The organism is Pseudomonas luteola NBRC 103146, assembly GCF_002091675.1.
Classification (GTDB): domain Bacteria; phylum Pseudomonadota; class Gammaproteobacteria; order Pseudomonadales; family Pseudomonadaceae; genus Chryseomonas; species Chryseomonas luteola.
Window position 1 is genome coordinate 21694 of sequence record NZ_BDAE01000020.1, and the last position, 16755, is coordinate 38448.

The 16755-nt window shown below is 58.4% G+C and carries 16 protein-coding genes; all 16 read right to left on the reverse strand.

Features of this window, described 5'->3' with window-relative positions:
* Positions 1–68 precede the first annotated feature (68 nt).
* The 16 genes from PLU01S_RS18775 to PLU01S_RS18850 all read right to left on the reverse strand — a co-directional run bounded on the left by PLU01S_RS18775 (position 69) and on the right by PLU01S_RS18850 (position 16747).
* Complete coding sequence (locus PLU01S_RS18775) at positions 69–584, reverse strand: hypothetical protein (RefSeq protein ID WP_074829558.1); 516 nt, start codon at positions 582–584, stop codon at positions 69–71.
* Positions 581–1477 (reverse strand): hypothetical protein, encoded by an 897-nt coding sequence (locus PLU01S_RS18780; protein ID WP_074829559.1) that lies wholly within the window; start codon positions 1475–1477, stop codon positions 581–583. Before PLU01S_RS18780 ends, PLU01S_RS18775 begins: the two co-directional genes overlap by 4 nt.
* Positions 1474–2244: a hypothetical protein gene (locus PLU01S_RS18785; protein WP_074829560.1), complete on the reverse strand. Its 771-nt coding sequence runs from the start codon at positions 2242–2244 to the stop codon at positions 1474–1476. The genes PLU01S_RS18780 and PLU01S_RS18785 overlap by 4 nt, the downstream gene beginning before the upstream one ends.
* The gene (locus tag PLU01S_RS18790) at positions 2244–2759 is read right to left on the reverse strand and encodes a YiiX/YebB-like N1pC/P60 family cysteine hydrolase (RefSeq protein ID WP_074829564.1); all 516 of its coding nucleotides are present in this window, start codon (positions 2757–2759) and stop codon (positions 2244–2246) included. The genes PLU01S_RS18785 and PLU01S_RS18790 overlap by 1 nt, the downstream gene beginning before the upstream one ends.
* A gap of 1 nt (position 2760) precedes the next feature.
* Complete coding sequence (locus tag PLU01S_RS18795; RefSeq protein WP_074829567.1) at positions 2761–3447, reverse strand: DUF7338 family protein; 687 nt, start codon at positions 3445–3447, stop codon at positions 2761–2763.
* A 115-nt stretch (positions 3448–3562) separates the two neighbouring features.
* Positions 3563–4123 (reverse strand): XkdW family protein, encoded by a 561-nt coding sequence (locus PLU01S_RS18800; protein ID WP_074829568.1) that lies wholly within the window; start codon positions 4121–4123, stop codon positions 3563–3565.
* Positions 4123–5001 (reverse strand): C1q-like domain-containing protein, encoded by an 879-nt coding sequence (locus PLU01S_RS18805; protein WP_074829571.1) that lies wholly within the window; start codon positions 4999–5001, stop codon positions 4123–4125. Before PLU01S_RS18805 ends, PLU01S_RS18800 begins: the two co-directional genes overlap by 1 nt.
* Entirely contained in the window at positions 4998–5567 is a 570-nt protein-coding gene (locus tag PLU01S_RS18810) for a DUF4376 domain-containing protein (RefSeq protein WP_074829574.1), read from the reverse strand. The genes PLU01S_RS18805 and PLU01S_RS18810 overlap by 4 nt, the downstream gene beginning before the upstream one ends.
* Before the next feature lie 9 nt (positions 5568–5576).
* On the reverse strand, positions 5577–7709 hold the full coding sequence (locus tag PLU01S_RS18815) for a phage tail-collar fiber domain-containing protein (RefSeq protein ID WP_074829577.1): 2133 nt from the start codon (positions 7707–7709) through the stop codon (positions 5577–5579).
* A 111-nt stretch (positions 7710–7820) separates the two neighbouring features.
* On the reverse strand, positions 7821–9155 hold the full coding sequence (locus PLU01S_RS18820) for an SGNH/GDSL hydrolase family protein (RefSeq protein ID WP_159435121.1): 1335 nt from the start codon (positions 9153–9155) through the stop codon (positions 7821–7823).
* Positions 9156–9206: 51 nt separating this feature from the next.
* Positions 9207–10085: a hypothetical protein gene (locus tag PLU01S_RS18825; protein ID WP_074829583.1), complete on the reverse strand. Its 879-nt coding sequence runs from the start codon at positions 10083–10085 to the stop codon at positions 9207–9209.
* A complete protein-coding gene (locus tag PLU01S_RS18830) occupies positions 10082–11482 on the reverse strand; it encodes a hypothetical protein (RefSeq protein ID WP_074829587.1) in 1401 nt (466 codons plus the stop codon). The genes PLU01S_RS18825 and PLU01S_RS18830 overlap by 4 nt, the downstream gene beginning before the upstream one ends.
* A complete protein-coding gene (locus PLU01S_RS18835; protein WP_074829590.1) occupies positions 11479–11787 on the reverse strand; it encodes a hypothetical protein in 309 nt (102 codons plus the stop codon). Before PLU01S_RS18835 ends, PLU01S_RS18830 begins: the two co-directional genes overlap by 4 nt.
* Positions 11788–14286: a transglycosylase SLT domain-containing protein gene (locus tag PLU01S_RS18840; protein ID WP_074829593.1), complete on the reverse strand. Its 2499-nt coding sequence runs from the start codon at positions 14284–14286 to the stop codon at positions 11788–11790.
* Positions 14286–15143 carry a hypothetical protein gene (locus tag PLU01S_RS18845; RefSeq protein WP_074829596.1) on the reverse strand — a complete coding sequence of 286 codons (858 nt, stop codon included), beginning with the start codon at positions 15141–15143 and terminating at the stop codon, positions 14286–14288. The genes PLU01S_RS18840 and PLU01S_RS18845 overlap by 1 nt, the downstream gene beginning before the upstream one ends.
* Positions 15140–16747: a hypothetical protein gene (locus tag PLU01S_RS18850; RefSeq protein ID WP_074829598.1), complete on the reverse strand. Its 1608-nt coding sequence runs from the start codon at positions 16745–16747 to the stop codon at positions 15140–15142. The genes PLU01S_RS18845 and PLU01S_RS18850 overlap by 4 nt, the downstream gene beginning before the upstream one ends.
* Positions 16748–16755 lie beyond the last annotated feature (8 nt).

Genomic DNA, 16755 nt, shown 5'->3' on the forward strand with positions numbered 1-16755 from the left:
AACAATGGTCTCGTGAATTTCGCCTATTGTGCCCGCACCAGGCAAAGGGCCTGGCAGGGGCTTTCCGGTTACGCTTGTGCTGCCGACGTTGGCGGGCCGTCGTGCTCGGTGTGGTGGTGCTCTTGAACGCCAATGCCGTCGCTCGTGATATCGCCGCCGGTTTGCGTAAGCGGGCCGTTCATTGTGTTAGCGCTGGCCACCTGCGCAATCGACTCGGGCGTCAGCTCGAACGTTGAGCCGCCCACTTCCAGGCGAATCGACTTGCCCGCTTTTAGCACAATGGTTTCGTCGGCAATGATCGTGAAGTTCTCGTGCTCCCAATGGCGCGTGCCAATCATGTTCGAGAGGTTGCGTGATCGAAAGCCGGTAATGATTGGGTAACGCGGATCGCCCGCTAGAAAGTCAATCCAGATAGGATCGCCAGGCAGGATACGGATTTCGGTATCAGGGCTTCGGTCGCCCAGGCTCTGCTCAATCTCGGCAATCAAGTGCGAGCCTGCGCCGTCCGTTAGGCCCTCGGCGACTATCTCGCAGGTACGCGCGTCTCGATCATAGGAAACCACTACAGCAGGCCAGCGGCTCATACCGAAAGGTCTCCTACCCAAAAACGCGATACGTTGTCCTGCATCCCGCCGTTGCGCTGGCGGTCACGATGCGCAGCTGTAATGACCAGCTGACTTACACCGCCTATCGTAATGATATCGCCCGCTCTTACGTGCGGCGCAGGGCTTGAATCGATCACGCGCCGCGTCACCAGTACCTTGGATAGGTTTTGCAGCGTTCGCGCGTCCTGACGCGGAATAAAGCGCGTGCGGCGGGACGTTCCATAGTTGCCCTTCACTATGCTGCCATCCGGCGCAATGGAAAAGCCCATTGCTATCTCGTGGCGCTCCAGCAGCTCGCTATTGAGCGCGGCGCTCGAATCGCCCTGGCCAATGGTATGGACAGGCTTTTGCGCCATCAGCACGTTAAGCCGCTCGATAGATAGCTTGCCCTCGCGCATGACCAGCGCTGCGCCCTCCTCTTGTAGTGCCAGCGCAATGGCCACGCTTGGTACATCGCCGACCAGTGAAGCGAAACGGGTCACATTGAAGTCATTACCAATCGCCACGCGCGCACCACACGCCAGATACAGCGACGCCAGCGACTCGTTATGCCCGATAACCGCGCGCGCCGTCGGCTCCGCAAGTGACTTGCAGCTGGCCAGAAACGCTGTGTACTTGATGGCTTGCACAGGCGTTTCGCCCTGAATGACGCCGGTCGGCGCGGATCGCTCGCGCTTCACAATGCTGTATTCCAGGTGCTCGCGGCCCGCCCATACCGACGCGCCAGCGCTAAGCTTCGACTCCAGGTCGCCACGCAGCTGCACCGTAAATTCAAGGGTACGCGGAACCGGCGCAAGGTCGCTGCGCTGGATCGTGTCCAGCACCAGGTCGCCTGGCACCTGGTTGCCGGTCTTCGACAGATACAGAATCACGGCGCAGGGCTCCGGTCGATACCGTCGTCGGTTACGCCCATCTGATCGCGCACGTTCTCGTCTACCACGTCCACGCTTGTGACGCGCGGGTAGCCTGGCGGGTTATTGCTCGAACCGTCGTTAGGCTCGCCTGGTTTGGGCGCATCGAAAAACGGCGTTGTTACTTTGAGCGTGATATCGCAGACCAGGGCCGTCATGTTCTTGGATTCCCCTGCCGTCATAAACTGGACGTCAGGGTTTTCGATCTGAATGGGCACCTCAATCGTGTACTGGCCGAACGTGTGCGTAGCCATAAACGTGCGGTTGTCTTGATTGCCCAGGTAATTGGACAGCTGCGCCGCAATAGACGATGCGCTCCAGCGCTCGGGCGCAAGTATCACGAACTGCGCACGAACGTCGTGCATCGCCTGGCGCATGCCGTACATGGACGCATTGCGCTCGCGGGTAAATGCAATCATCTGGCGCGGTATCTGCCGACCGCCCCAATCGCCCAGCGTATTAACAAAGTCTCGGGAGGTTGCCACAAACATGACCGGCAGCTTTGAATTGCTGCCATGTGGCCCTTGTTGGTCACGTTGGTAGGCTTCGAGCATGGCATTGACGTCGTCAATCATGCGGCCCGACGCGACCTTGATCGCCTTGGCTGCACCGCGCGCGGCAAACTCCGTAACTGCGGGCGTGTCGCCATACAGCTCGGAGTTATACCACTTGGCGATAAATCGGTTTAATGCCTCGGCGTGAGGCATCATTTCACCGTATTGGCTCATTACTCTGGCTCGCAAGAATCGATATCTTGCGACGGTACAGGACTAAACGCAGGCCGCCTGCGCACGCTTTCCGAGGTAACGGTAGGATGCGCCTGCATCCACAAATGGAGCGGCGTCAGCCTCCATATCTGATCCTCACGAAACAGTGGCCACTGCGCTTGCGAGAAGCACCAGGCTACCAGCTCAGAGCAAAACCACTTGTCATCGGTTGACCAGTCACGAAAGCGTGTGACAAGGCCCAGGATGCCTAGGAAGTCATAAGGCTTGCCCAGCTGCGTATACGCCATCGTCAGCACGCGGCGGGCATCAGGGCACGGTACGCGCACAAAGGCATAGCTGCTGACGCTGCGCAGCCGGTCCTCCAGCTTATCGATACGCACGCCGCCTGGCAGCGCTCCGATGACGTTGGGGCCGTCCACAAACTCCACATGCGACCAAGGCGAGCCGTTAAACAAGCGGATCGCCAGGCTATGAGGCGTCGCGGTGCGGCTATACAGCAGTACGACGCTTTCCATGTTAGTCGGCCTCGGCGTGCATCTGGTAACGCAGCGTAAATGCCTTGTCCAGGTCGTCGGCGTCCTGCACCTCTCTGGCGTGCCGTGGCTCAACCTTATAGCCAATGCGCGCCTGGTTGACCGTGCCGTCACTGTTAAGCGTGACGCTGCGGTAGCCGTAGTACACGCGGCCCGTTGTTCGGTCCTTGGCCCTTACGAAGTACCAGCCTTCGGCTACCGGCGCTTTGTCCGTAATGGATTCAGCAGAGCCCCACCAGTCAATGTCGCAGTCATTCGGGAAGCAGGCCAGCAGGCGGCTTGAGCGCTTGGCCCAATTGAACGGGTTGCGGCACAGCCATAGGTAGATAAACCAGCGCTTGCGCTCGCGGCCCTTATCACGCGCCGACGTCTTGCCCGACGGCTCGCCTAACAGGCCGTCCTCATAGTTGTTCCAGGGCCGTAGCAGCGCGTAGGGGCTATTCCAATACTCCCACCAGCCAGACGCCCCAAGGTCTAGGTACTTCTGGCTATGACGAGCGTTCAGGGCCTTTCCTTGCGGATGCTTGGAGCTGGCGCGACCTGTCAGCGCTACCAGTGGCCCCATCGGGAAATAGGTCAGGAGGGTGCCTGTAATAACAATCAGGCTGATTAGAAACCACTGCCAGAAGGCGGCAAGGCGGTATTTTAGCGGGATATCCGAAAACGACATAAAGCGACTCCAGTTAAATGAGTCGCCCTATGTTGAGCCCAACGGAAAGACCGATTGCGCCGGTATTTCCGAGGGATACGCTTACATCCAGAAGGCCGGTTTTAGCGGCCTCCTCTCAGACAGCAGGGGTCTGCCATACAATGGCGGACACGTCCTCCAACGTTGTGGCCGCCTTGGCCTTTTTCACAAGCGCGTCTTTAGTGCCGATATAGGTAAGCTTGATCTTGGTAAATCGCACTCCTACTTTTTGAATCTGCGCAGCAGTATGCGCGACCGCATCCCACTCACCGCTACTATTGGCGCACTTGAATGGCGTCGTCCAGTCCTCGGACTGACCATCCTCCAGCTGGGAGAGCTGAATAGAGCCGGTCAGATTAAGCTGGTCCTCAACCAGCGACGGGTAGGTATAGACAGCGCCCAGCGCATCACAGGTAAAGCCGCCTGTAATGGCCGCTGCGCACGCTGCCGTCAGCTCAGCCACCTTGGCATCTATCGCAAGCTTGAGCGGAAGCGTTGCAGCAGCCTCTGAAAGCTCGGCAACGGTCGGCTGCGGCACGCCCTCAAGGGCCCATTCAGAAATGTAGTCGCCTCGATCATCAGCATCATTGCGCAACTGCCAGGAGGTTTTCGGGTTAGCCGCCGGAAACAGCGCAACCAGGATTTCATGCAAGGTCATTATTGAACTCTCCGACCGCTAAACCAGGACAGCGAACCGTCCGCATACGTGCTATCCGCTACGTTGCTAAAGTAATAAACGGCAATCTTGTCGCCCGCACTGAGCGACAGCGCGCCGCTATGACCACCGAGCGAAGTATTCCCTATCGACGACGAGCTTTCGCCTAGACGGGCGCGCTGGACGCCGTTGATATAGAGGTCTAGCGCGCGCGCAGCCACTGAGCCGGTACTGCCATGAACTTCCGCGCTAAACTCGTAGATTCCAGGGTACTTAACCGTGAACTGGCCGGTAGCAAGGTCGAACTCCTCCAGCTGATCCAGTGTTTTTGCACCAAAAACCACTCGCGTATAGGTCTGCGCGGCAATGGCCTGAGATGCAGACACAGCAGCGCGAAAGGCCGACAGGCGCGACTTACTACGCTGGTCGATATCCCAGGTGCCGCCAATGGCAAACCAGTTCACGCCATCGGTATTCGTGAAAATGACGCTCTCGCCAGGGTTTAGCGTCATCGCCGTGGCTCGACCGGCAGTGCCCGCCGACATGAAGTTCTGGCCCTGCACCTTAAAGTTAATCGCGTAAAAGGTATTACTGAAAAAGGCCAGCGTTGCGCCAAGCACCTGACCGGCAGGCGGCATCGTAATAGTAATAACCTTGGACGCGGCCAACTGGAAAACCTTGCCCAGGTCATCGGCGGTCAATACCGTGTCCTCAGACAGCTGTGAGCTATCCTTAAAATTGCCTGCCTGGCGCATGACGAACGCGGTGTCTGCCAGCAATTTCGAGTTATTACCGCGCGCAGGCGTAGTGGCGCGCGTTGGGTTATCCATAAAGTCACGGACAGCCTTGTCCGTGTTACCCATGTCGAATGAACGAGTCATGCTTGCACCTCACTCCAGACTACTGCGGCCAGCTCATTGAGCGTTGTAGCCGCCTTGGCTTTTTCCACGAGGTCGTCTTTTGCATCGATTAGCGTTTGCTTAATCAGGGCAAACGTGACGCCTACCTTTTGCAGCTGCTCCAGCGTATGCGGGCGCTTGGCCCACACGCCCGCACGGTCAGCACACTTAAAGGTCGTACTGGTTGTCGGGGAAATGGACAGCATCTGAATAACGCCGGTTAGGTTTAGCTGGTCCTCGATCTTTGACGGGTAGCTGTAGGTCTCCCCAAGCGCGTCACTCTCAAAGCCCGCCACGATAGCGGCGGCGCAGGCGTCGTTCAGCTCGGCTACTTTGGCCTCCAGCGCAGCAGGCAACAGGTCGGCATCGGTTGTCGCCGTGACCTTGCCCTTGACCAGGCGATATGCCTGGTAGTCCTGGTGCTGGCTTTCGGAGCACTCGACCTGCTCACTCGGCAGCTCAAAGCCGTCAAAGGATGAAAGCTCATAGCGGAACGCACCCAAAGGCAGGCCCGCCGCGTTAAATTCAATCGTATGCTTAATCTGCATTGGGCTGCCTTAACCTGCGTTCGTTGGGATAAACACGTAATGCGTGTTGTGCGTCATCGACATCCATGTCACGGACGTGGCCGTGCCGTAGGCTTGGCAGACCACGGAGACCGTCTCGCCCTTTGCTACTTTGAGCGTTGCCGTATTGTTCATGCCGTTAGTGCAGCCATCGCTTGAAGACGACGTGCCCGAACTTGAGCCTGTAATGGCTGCCGAATTCGTTACAGGCGCAGGGTTAGTGCCATTGCCGATATTGATTGTTGACATAGCGATGACATAGCCGTCGCAAGGCGCAACAAATGACGGGTACGACTTGCGCCATGTAAACGCAGCGCTGGCCGTTGGAGTGCCAGTGCTGGAAATAGACGCCGCGATGCCTCTTGTGCGCGACTTGAAAGCGTCAGAATAGGGAAGTCGCGCCGAACCGCCAGCAGGCCACCAGTAGTTTGAACCGTTGGACACAAGCGTTAGCGTGTCGCCAGGCCCCATTGAAATGGACGTCAGACTTTCCGTGTACTGTCCCGTCCGAATAACGTCAGAGCCTTGGACGACAATCGTTGCCGCTGACGCTCCGTTGCACTGTAGCAGTAGCGTCGCCCCGCTCGGCAGGCCAGCGCATGCAGGAAGTGTTATTGTGCTACCCGACGGGACAAGAATCGGCTTGCCGACCTGATCCTGCGTTAGCGTTGTATTGCCCGGAAGCGACGCCCAGTCTCGATAGTTGCCCGCCGCACGACGTAGAAACTCGGTAGTGACAAGTTTTAGACTGTTATCAAATTGCTCGGGGGTCGGAGCAGTCGGCTCGCCGGTAAAAGCAGGTGAATTGAGATTCGCCAGCGGCTCCCAAGGCCCGTTAAGCGCGCCATTCGAGTTTCCAGACACGCTCGTTGAAGCCGCTCTGCGATACCATACTTGCGACTTCGCGGGGTAGTAAATCAGTTGCAGTATCGTGTTTACGTCCCACGGTTTAACGTCGAGAATCGCGCCCTGAAGTGAGACGCCAGGCGGGCCATTGACGGTTGCCGCATCAAGCCGAAACGTGCCCTGCTCGATCATCGCGTTACAGTCGCCTGCATAAGGGCTGCGACTGACCATAAGGCCCCGCGCCATCATCTCGGCCTTCGTAAAGAAGTCAGGCAAGCTAAAGACGCTTTGCGCCTCAATCAGAATTACGTCACCAGCGTTTGCGCCCTTGGTTAGCACGACAGTAGAGCCGTCTTCTGCCCTATAGTCGCTACGGGAAAGCAAACGCCCGTTGTAATACACCTTGAGCGAACCAGGCGTATAGGTGCCATCAAAAGAGGTCTGCCCAGCACTCGCCACGTTCTCAAAAATCGATATCGTGCCGCCACCGCCGACGCCACCCACGATCTGGAACGCGCTACCGTCGTAAATCAGCTCATAGACCGCGCCCGCCTTGACTTCGTTGGCCAGCAGGTTCTGATTGCCGTTTTTGTAGACGTTGACCGCCGCCAGGCCATTGACCGCCGCTGTGACTGCGCCCGAATTACTGGCTGCCGCTTTGAAGATAAAGCGCTGGCCAGCTTTGTACGCGGCCACTTTTACGCCGTCCTGCATGGTTAGGGCAATGGCGTTTGCCGTGCCTGCAACCGTCTTGGCCCACAGGTTGACTTGCGCGTCAATGAACACGTCGTAGCGGACATACTGCGGATGCGCATTATCTGCGCCCTCGTGCGCGGACAGTGCCGCCAGCGCGACCGACTGGTCAGGGTCAATCTGCACCGTCACCGATCCGCTCGGCACTTGCGCCAGACTGATATCGTTAAACAGCACAAAATCTACACCAGGCGTTTTATAGCCCAGCACTTCGCCTGCATTCGACCAGACCGCGAATAGGGTATCGCCAGCCCAGAAAGCGACCTCTGTTACCGCATAGGTGCCCACATCAGAGCGCCAGACGGACGAGATACGAATTTGAGTGTCAGTGATGCGAGTACCGCCCGCAATCGTGACCTTTTTTTGCTCATTGAGCAGCGCCGTTTCCTTGCCGGTCGGGATAAAGCTGCCCGTACCGAACGAAACGTGCGTTATTGCAATCTCAAGCCCCGTCGCTTTTGCGTTGAAAGCAGCCGCCTGGCCCGCTTCCGTAAGCGTCGGGTTGAAAACCTTTGCCGTTGCCATGTGAGTCCTCGCAATGCGGTCCTGTAGCGCCCCGAAAAGACGGTTTGCTACCGTTAGCCGCTATTGTGAGGAGGTAGGCGGGCCGCCTTTCGGCCCGCTTTCCCAACTGCCTTAGTACAGGACTTTGACCGCGCCCAGGCGGGAGAACCAGACTGTGCAATCTACCGTCTTGCTCGGCTGAATGTTGACGATGAGTCGGGCAGCAACTTTCGAATGGTTGGCTGACGTCAGGTAGGTTAGAACGGGCGTCTCGCGTGACAGCGGCCCAATCTCCTCGCTTGGCCAAGGCAAGGAGCTATCAGAGTCTTCGCCGTCAAGCTTTTGCGTATAAGACGGCTCCATATAAAGCGCAAGGCCAACAGCGCTAAGCCCCACGCCCTTGGACTTAACCAGGCCCGTCGCCTTGATTTTGTCCTGATCCGAAAGGCTCGACAGCGTGACAAGGGACAGGCATGTAATCTCTGGCGCAGTCGATCCACTGGCACCAAAGATGCGTACCTTCTGCCATTCGACCCCTTCGCCGTCCACTTCTTTGCTCCAGGTCGTTTGCAGGCCGGTCATGTTGTTGCAAGAAGTCGTCCAGCCAGTTGCCATAACACTGCCGCTTGTAGCGTTGGCGTTAGCCGAAACGGTGCCGGTCGCGCCCGTCATCAACGGGTTGGCCGTCAGGCTGCCCAGCGGGTTTGTGCTTGCGTCAAATAGCGTGTTGGATTCGAGCAAGTCAGCCAGACCGCGAATGTATTTTGCAACAACCTGCGCAAGGCGCTTGCCAATGACCTGCGCACCCACCTTGCTGGGATGGATACCGTCGCGCAACATTTGCGGGTATGGGTAGTAATTGGTGCCGCTGGATGGGTCCACCAGGTCGTCCCATACGTTGACGACTTCGCACATTTTGGACATTTCTTCTTGCATCCAGACGTGCATCGCATAGTGGTCATTCTTGAGCGCTTGCGTGGTCAGTTCAAAATCACTTGAGCCGTTACCACGCGGCGTTTCACTAATAAGAATGACCGTGATCCCCGCCAGCTGGAACAGTCGCACCATCTCGCGAATATTGCGCTTGCTGGTGCCTAGATCAATCCGCCCGCCTGTGCGGTCGTTGGTCGAACCAAAGAGCACCACCAGGTTGGAGCCTGCGGCCTTCATCGCAGCAATGTGCGCCTTGATGCGCGCCAGCATCTGTACGGTCGTATCGCCCGCCACGCCGCCATTGAGGCCCACCGGAGCCATTGCAATGCCCAGCGAATAGGCTCCCAGCCAGTGCATGATGCCGTAGCCCTTCTGGAAGTCGTTGCCGTTCGAGCCCGACCAAGACAAGTGGATGCGCGAATCGCCAAAGCCGGACACAAAGCGATTGCAGGCAGGCGCAAGGGCCAGATTTTCAGCCAGCACTACGCCCATTTTTGATAGCTCAGAGCTGAGCCGTACTACTTGGTTTGTCATGTCATTACTACTCATCTATGACGTTAGGCGCGCCAGCTGCCTGGCGCGGATTTATTCGGGCGTCATGTATGCGCCGCTTGAGTTGACGACGTAATCGTCGTTGTCATTGGTGACGTAGTTGCCGGAAGGAATTAGCTGCGTATCGTTGGCCAGCACATAATCGCCGTCGTCATTCATGACGTATGCGCCGTCATCGTTGGCCAAGGCATTAACGGGCTTGATATCACGAACAGCGGGTTGTATCTCGGAGCTTGCGAAGGCCATCACCAGGTTGGAACCGGCCATGACCGAGGCCGTACCCACAAAGGCCGTACCAATCTTCTCAGGGATCACTGCGCGCGCTTCGCCAGTCGTTCGCATGACGGTTACGCCATACATGGCCTGCGCAACGGGCACATAGGTTTTGACGAACCTGGCTACGCGCACGTTCAGCACGATCCGAGCCGCCACGGTGGACAGCAGCGCTTTCAGGATGCGCTCAGGAACGATATCGGTCTGGATATCCACGCGAACGCGCGACGTCAGAAAGTAGTCAGCCTCACTCTCGCCATCGAAGTCGATTTCGTTAGCGGACTTAAGCGCCGTGGGATATTCGGCGCTTTTCTTCTGGTACATTTGATCGACCGACCAGACCGAACCGAACAGGACTTGCAGATAAGTTCTTAGGAACGAAAGGCCGCGACGCGGGTTTCGATAGCGCCAGGCTTTGAACAGATAGCGTATGCCGTCCTCATCACCGTTATTGAGCACAACGAGGCCGTCTTGCGTCAGATGCCGCTGAATCAGGGCAATAGAGCCCAGGTGCGGCGCGCCGTAGACGTTGATCTCGTCCGCTTCGGCCTTGAGCGTCTGCGCATGCAGCCAGGTGAATAGCTCGGCCAGCTCCTGCTCAACGTCGCCGTTCTGGAACGTCTGTAACAGCGGGTTCATTCGCTGGTCTCCACCGTCACGCTCAGGCTTTTGGCGGACACATAGCGATAGCTTTCGGGCAGAATCGTGTCGGCGTCAGTGACCTTGATATAGATATCGCTGGTCTCGGCCTGGCATGCCTGAATCTTGGACTGCAACAGGGTGCTGATTTTTCGGTACAGCACGCGCCCACGCCCGCGCTGCGCCCAGGCGGTATTTTCACCGTACTGGCCTAGAATCTGCTCGATAGCAGCCTGCTTAACGGCTGAATCGTCATAAATGGACGGCACTTGCAGCGTAATCTGAACAGGTATCTCTACCCTCACGGCGGGCACGAACCGCACACGGTAGGAATCATCAGCGCGCGTAATCACCCGCTTGATTTCAGCCTCAAGCTCGGCTTGCTCTACGCCATCCTTGAGCGCAGCCACAAACAGCGTGTTCATATTGTCCACACTTGGCGAACGAACAGTCTCCTCAAGGCGCTCATTCCAGACCGACAAAAAGCGGAAGGTGCCGATGTTCTTACGAATCAAGACGTCGAAGTTGCCCAGAAACACAGCAGCGTCGTCATACAGTGACGGATAGCTCGTGATCTCGCGCAAGGTCTCGATAGTCATAGGGTCGGAGCCGACGCTGACGACTGAATCTAGCGTGACTTTTGCGCCGGAGTCGTAAGTGGTCGTTGCGTACTCGAACACAAACGGCGCGCCAGCAGACAGGGTAATGTTGCCCTCGGTCGATATGACCGTAATGCTCAGCACTTCATTGATAGCAGGCTGATAGCCGCCGATATTGGCCGCACCAAAGACGATTTTAAGGGTTCGGTTCTCGTCGGTCTCAAGCGTAAAGCTGCGCGCCCCAAGCTCGGTATTTGTCAGGCTTGGCTGATAGGTAAAGTCATTACCAAACTGGTCAGCTACCTTGATTTCAACGATGCTGCCGGTCTCTGGCTGCGAGACCGGAATCATATAAAACGGCTTGCTGGTCGTGACCGTATGCGCCGTGACCGTCTCGACCTGCTGCACCGTCTGCACGGTTGCTGTGCCATTGGCGGGTACGTCAGCGCCCACCGTGACGACATGAACACGGCCCTGCGGATCAAGCACGCGACGGCCTGCCTTTACGCTAAAGGCGGTCGCGGTAACGTTCTGAATAGCCAGGCGGGCGCGGTACGGCTGGCCCAGCGGCAATACGCCCTTGGCTGCCGCATCGGCCAGCACCGTGACGTCGCGGACCTTATCGAACGGCTCACTGGCCTGTACATCCTGCTCTTGCGAATGCAGCGACAGCATGGCCGACATAGCGCCCAGCAGCGCCATTAGACGCGGGTCTTTTGCCTGGTACAGCAGCGCGGCTTGTGGGTACTCGGAAATAGCACCCTCCGCTAATGTTAAATACTCGGCCTTTGTCTTCACGCCACATTCCCCAAACTATCGATTGACAGCTGAGTCACGCCCAGGTCGATAACAATGCGCAACGTCTCCTTGCCGACGTTTTCCGCCCACAAGTTGAGCTGCCCTGGCGGAAACTTGGCCAGGATCGGTACGTCTTCGGTCAGCTTGGCCAGGAAGGCGTCAGCCAGGGCCGTGTTTAGCGGCTGCTGGAGGAGGTCCTTTAAGTTGCTGCCGTAGCCGCTGCCCAGGTAGCCATCGACGGGAGTGCTCAGCCAGTGGCGGATCATGTCCGCCACGTCATTGATTGTTAGTGTACTGCTCGCCATTTAGCGCACTCCTGCCTGCATTCCGACGCCACCCGTTGCGGCGTGCGCAAGGCCACGATCTGAAAGGTTTTGTGTCAGTGGCAGCTCAACTGTCAGCGGCGCGGGCGCAGCTGGCTTGTCGTTGCTGGCCAGGGGTTTGGGTATTGCGGGCACAGGGGTTACGCGCAGGTTTTCAGCAGCAGGAGCCACCCGCGCAACCGCTGGCATGGCTTTAGGGGCCGGATCAATCGCCGCTGGCGCACCTGGTGCGGCGATACCAGCAGGCAGGTCCGCTTTACCCTTATTCAGGCGCGCATCCAATGCCTTATGGTTGGCTGCCAGGTACTCGGCTGCCGTCTTGCTGCCCTTGCCCACGTTGAGCGCGGCAGACGACTGCGTAAGCGTAGACAGCTCGTTCATGCTCTTGCCTTGCGCCGCGCCCTTGAGCAGGTCTACGCCAGCGGTAGGGCCAAGCTGGTGGAGCATGTAGAGCGAATCACGATTGACCGGCAGGCCCGCCTTTTTCAGTACAGCAGCGTTCTGCTGCGCAAGCTTCATACCGCCCTCGATATTCTGGTCAACGTCGAAACGGTCGGTAATGCCCAGCCCTGTAGCAGTCCGTCCGGTCATCTGGTACACGCCAATCGCGCCGGTAGACGAGATGGCATTGGCATTGCCGCCCGACTCAATATTGGCCATGTCTAGCATGTCCTGCGGGTTAAGCCCTGCCGCCTTGGCGCTGGCAATGATCTTGTTTTGTATGTCCAGCGGCATGCCGCCCTTAAGGCTGCCGGTCGTGTTGGCTCCAGTGGTCTTAAGCTCGCGAATGCGCGCCGCTTCCTCGTTGGTATAGCTGCCCATCTTGGCCAGCTGCGCGCCACCCTTGATGCCGTCAAAGGTCTCCTTGTGGCGGTAGCCCTTATCCAGCGAGCCGACCAGGCGGCCGCCTGCAATGGTTGCCGCCTCATAGGCGGAGCTTGCCTTGTCCTTGACCGTAGAAGCCGCGCTTGAGGCGGTATCCTTTGCGCCCTGCCAGGCTTCGCCCGCCTTATTGGCCACGGCCTTACCCACGTCCTTAACACGGCCTAGCTTTTCATCGATCCAATCGCCGATGCCGTCAAAGACTTTTGTAGCGCTGGACTTGATATCGTCCCATGCCTTGGCAATGCCGCTTGTGACAGCGTCCCAACTCTTGGTCACGCCGCTCGTGACGCCTGCCCAGGCAGTCTGGAACCACTCCATTGAAGCGTCCCAGGCTTTGCCAATACCCTCAAAGACAGGTTGCAGGTATGGCGATATCAGCTCACCAAACTTACCGGCCAGGCCAAAGGTCAGCAGGTTGCCCAAGTCGCCCAGCACGCCCACAAAGCGAACGCCCAACTCTTGCGCAAGCGAGCCGTTCAGCTCGACGCCCAGGCGCTTGGCATATTCCTCGGTTGACGTGTTAAAGCCTTTGACGGCAGCCAGCATGCCCGCAAGCGGTAGCGCAAGCTTGCCCAGCGGTCCCAGGAACTTGGCAATCTTTCCGCCAATGCCTGCCAGGCCGCCCAGCGCACGACCAGCCAGGCCCGCCACACCCTTGACGCCCTTGCCCAGCAGACCAAAGCCAGGAATGCGGCGCAAAAGGCCCATAATCAGGCCAAAGCCCTTGCTTATCAGGCCGCCGCCAGACTCCCTGCCTGTTTTCTTGTTCAGGTCGCGCAGCTGGTCCCATATCCTGCGATACCAGGGCACCACGACTTTGCGCTCGGCGTTCTCCAGGTCCTTGCCTGGCCTGCGGATCAAGCCAAGCAGACCTTTCACAGGGCGCATCAACGGCGAGACAATACCGCTAGCCTCTTTTGCCGCCCCGATAGCAGGGTCTACCTGCTCATATCCGTCTGCCGCGCCACTAATACCGTCTCGCGCGCCGCCAAACATATCCTTGAGCTTGCCCAGGATACGCGACGTGCGTGACTCCTCCTTTTGGCGGCTCTCGCTATCACTTTCACCGTTGCCGCCATTGCCACGCCCAACAAAACGCCCGTTAGCGCCTCTCTGGGGTGTTTCGGCGGTTTCGGCAAGGATAGGTGCCCGATTGCGGCGAGCGCTTGGCTCGCGCGCTTGCAGGGGCGCTGGCGCGGGAGCGGATACCGGCACAGGCGCAGCAACGTCAGCAGAAGCCGCCGCGCTGGACTGCACAGGCGCGCGCAAGTCACTTGCAGGCGTGCTTGGCAGGAAGCGCCCAAGCTCATCACGCGCACGACTCTGCGCCCGCTGCGCCCGCATAACGGCGTCATTGGCCGCATTAACCTGAGCCAGGCGACGAATAGAGGCAGACAGCTGCGTTATCTGAGACGCTGGCGCACGCTCAGGCACAGGCGTTTTGCGCTCTGTCTTGTGCATCACGTCCAGCATGTCGGCGGTATCGCGCTTGATTGACCTCAGTAGGCGCAGGCGCTCGCGCTCGCCGCTAAGGTCTAGCGGCGTGCCTCCGGTAACAAATCCCTCGTTGTCATGGCGAAGCGACAGGCGATCCATTAGCTAATACCGTACTTATGGAGCGTGCGGCGCTGTGTGGGCGTCTTCGGCGGCTCAGGCTCCTTAACGACCGGCTCAGGCTCGTATTCAGCCAATGGCGCAGTCAGGAAGCTATCGGCGCTATCAAGGGCGCAATGCTTGTGTACCTTGATCGGCGTTACGTCCATGACGCTATCTAGCGCAGCCTTGGGCTTGCCGGTCTTGGCCAAGCGGTCAATCAGGTATTCGTTTTCATCCGCCAGCTTGCTGATTGTCTGCATGGCACTGTCATACATGGCTTGCAGCTTTTCAGCGCGGCCTTGCTCGCTTTCAAATAGCTTGTTGCACTCCTCCAGCAGCTGGCGCTGCTCAGCCACGGCATCGAAAATCGGCTGGCCCGCCGCGTCCAGGGCGTAGCCGCGATTGTTGGAGTAGTTCGGCTCGATCACGTAGTCAAAGCCAAAGAAGTCCACCGCAATCGCAGGATCGTTCGGCGACAGCTGGATAGCGCTGGAGAAGCCGCCGACCTTATTACGCCACATGCGCGCCGCGATCTTGCCCGACGTGTTGTCGAAAAACTCGATTTCGTACTCAACGTCGCCGTTGTCTTCGGCCTTGATGGACACCAGGCGCAAGGCAGGCTCAATGCTCACAGCCTGGCCCTTCACGACGCCGCCCTCAGCCGGATTCAGGCCAAACTGCACGCGGGGCCAGTGGCCAAAATAACCGACCATATCACCCAGCTTTACACGCTCTTGCACGCTTGGACTGTTAATGATCCTGGCAGCAACGCGGGTATTTAGATTGCGTTCTATGCCCCGCGCAAAGCGGCCACGCTCGCTCAGGTTGTACTTAATAATGCCAGTGCGAATACTCATTTCTCGTCGTCCTCCTCATCTGCGCCAGGCGCATCGTTTGCGTCTACTTCAAGCGCGTCAGGGTCTGTTTCGTCATCGCCAAACCCGCCGCCGAACCCGCCTTGACCACCTGGCGGCTCTGGCGGCTTGGCGTTCTCGATGCCCTCGGCCAAGGTCTCGGCGTAGTCGTTGTCGTACTGCATGCTCGTGGCAAAAAGCTGCACAACGGTTTTGCGTGGCAGGCCCAGCTCCCGTATCTGCTGCATGATCTGCACGAGCAACGCGGTGGAATTGGTTGCGCGCTCGCGACTCTCCTGCTGCTCACGCTCAAGGGCCGACGTCGCGCCGTAGAAGTTGATGGCGTAAGGCCGGTCGGACGGGTCAAAGACGTAGCCGTAGCGGTCAAAGCAGTGGACGTCTACAACGTGGTGGATGAACTCAGTCAGCGCGGTACGAATAATCTCGGAGCGCTCAGCCGCTTGGACGGACGTGCGGAAGAAACCGCCCTCGCCCAGGCCGCCCGCCAACTGGTCAGCAAAGCCCAGCAGCGCAAGGTCAATGCCCAGCGCGCCTGCCAGGAGCTTGGCCTGTAGCATGACGTCTTCAATCGATATCGTTGAGCTACCGGCAGAGCCCTGAAACGACTGGACTTGCGTCAGCTGCTTTTCGTTATCGACGGGCAGCACATGAGTAATGCGCTCGGTCGAAAACTTGCCCTCCTCAATCAGCTTGCGCGTGCGTTCCTTGCTGGCCTTGAGCAGGTTGCCCAGGGAGGCCATCAGCATGTTGCGGTTCTCAAGCGACATGCCGCTCATGTTGACGGTCATCAGGGATTCATCAATCGAACCCAGGATGCGGTTAGAGACCAGGCCCAGGAGGCTGGTGGACAATCGGTCATAGGGCGTCTCAGCCGCCTCTAGGAACGATCCGCCGACCAGGGACGGCACATGCGGCCACTCCTCGACGTTGTCCTTGGCCAAGGCAATGACCTGCGCGATTTCTTGCGCCTTGACCTGCGGAACCCAGCCCATACGGGCCATTTTGCAGCGGGCCATCTGCTTGACGGTAAAGCGCTCGGAGATTTTCTTGGTGCTGGCCGTCACCAGGTAGCCCGTCGTCGTGTTACCACGCTCATACGGCTGCACCAGCGGCGGCAGGATCATGTCGCCGGTATACATCTCGGTAACGCCGACACCTTTCTTGCTGATTAGCCGCGCGTAGGAGTCGCCAAAGCCTGCCGCCTTAAAGGCAATCGTGTGCGCGTCGCGATTAAGGAGCGGCAGCAGCGCTCTAGCAATCTCCTCGACCTGCTTTTTAAGCGCACCGGATACGTCCTTTTTCGGCTCCAGAAAAATCGTGTCGCCCGACGTCTCGTGCCCGCCTAGCGCTTGCGTGACATGCGCGCGCAGGGCCGTGGAGATAATCGGGTCGCCCATCATCAAGTGGTATTTTTCGTAAATGGTTGCGCGGGATCGGGCAGGGTTTTTGCCGGAACCCAGCAGCATGGAGACCGTTACGCCGTCGTAGCCGTAGGCTATAGCGTCGGTCTCGATGTTTTGTGCCGACTCGACGACGCCCAGGAATCGCCGTGACGCCGCCTTGAGGCCGTTTAATAAGTTCACCATGTTTACCA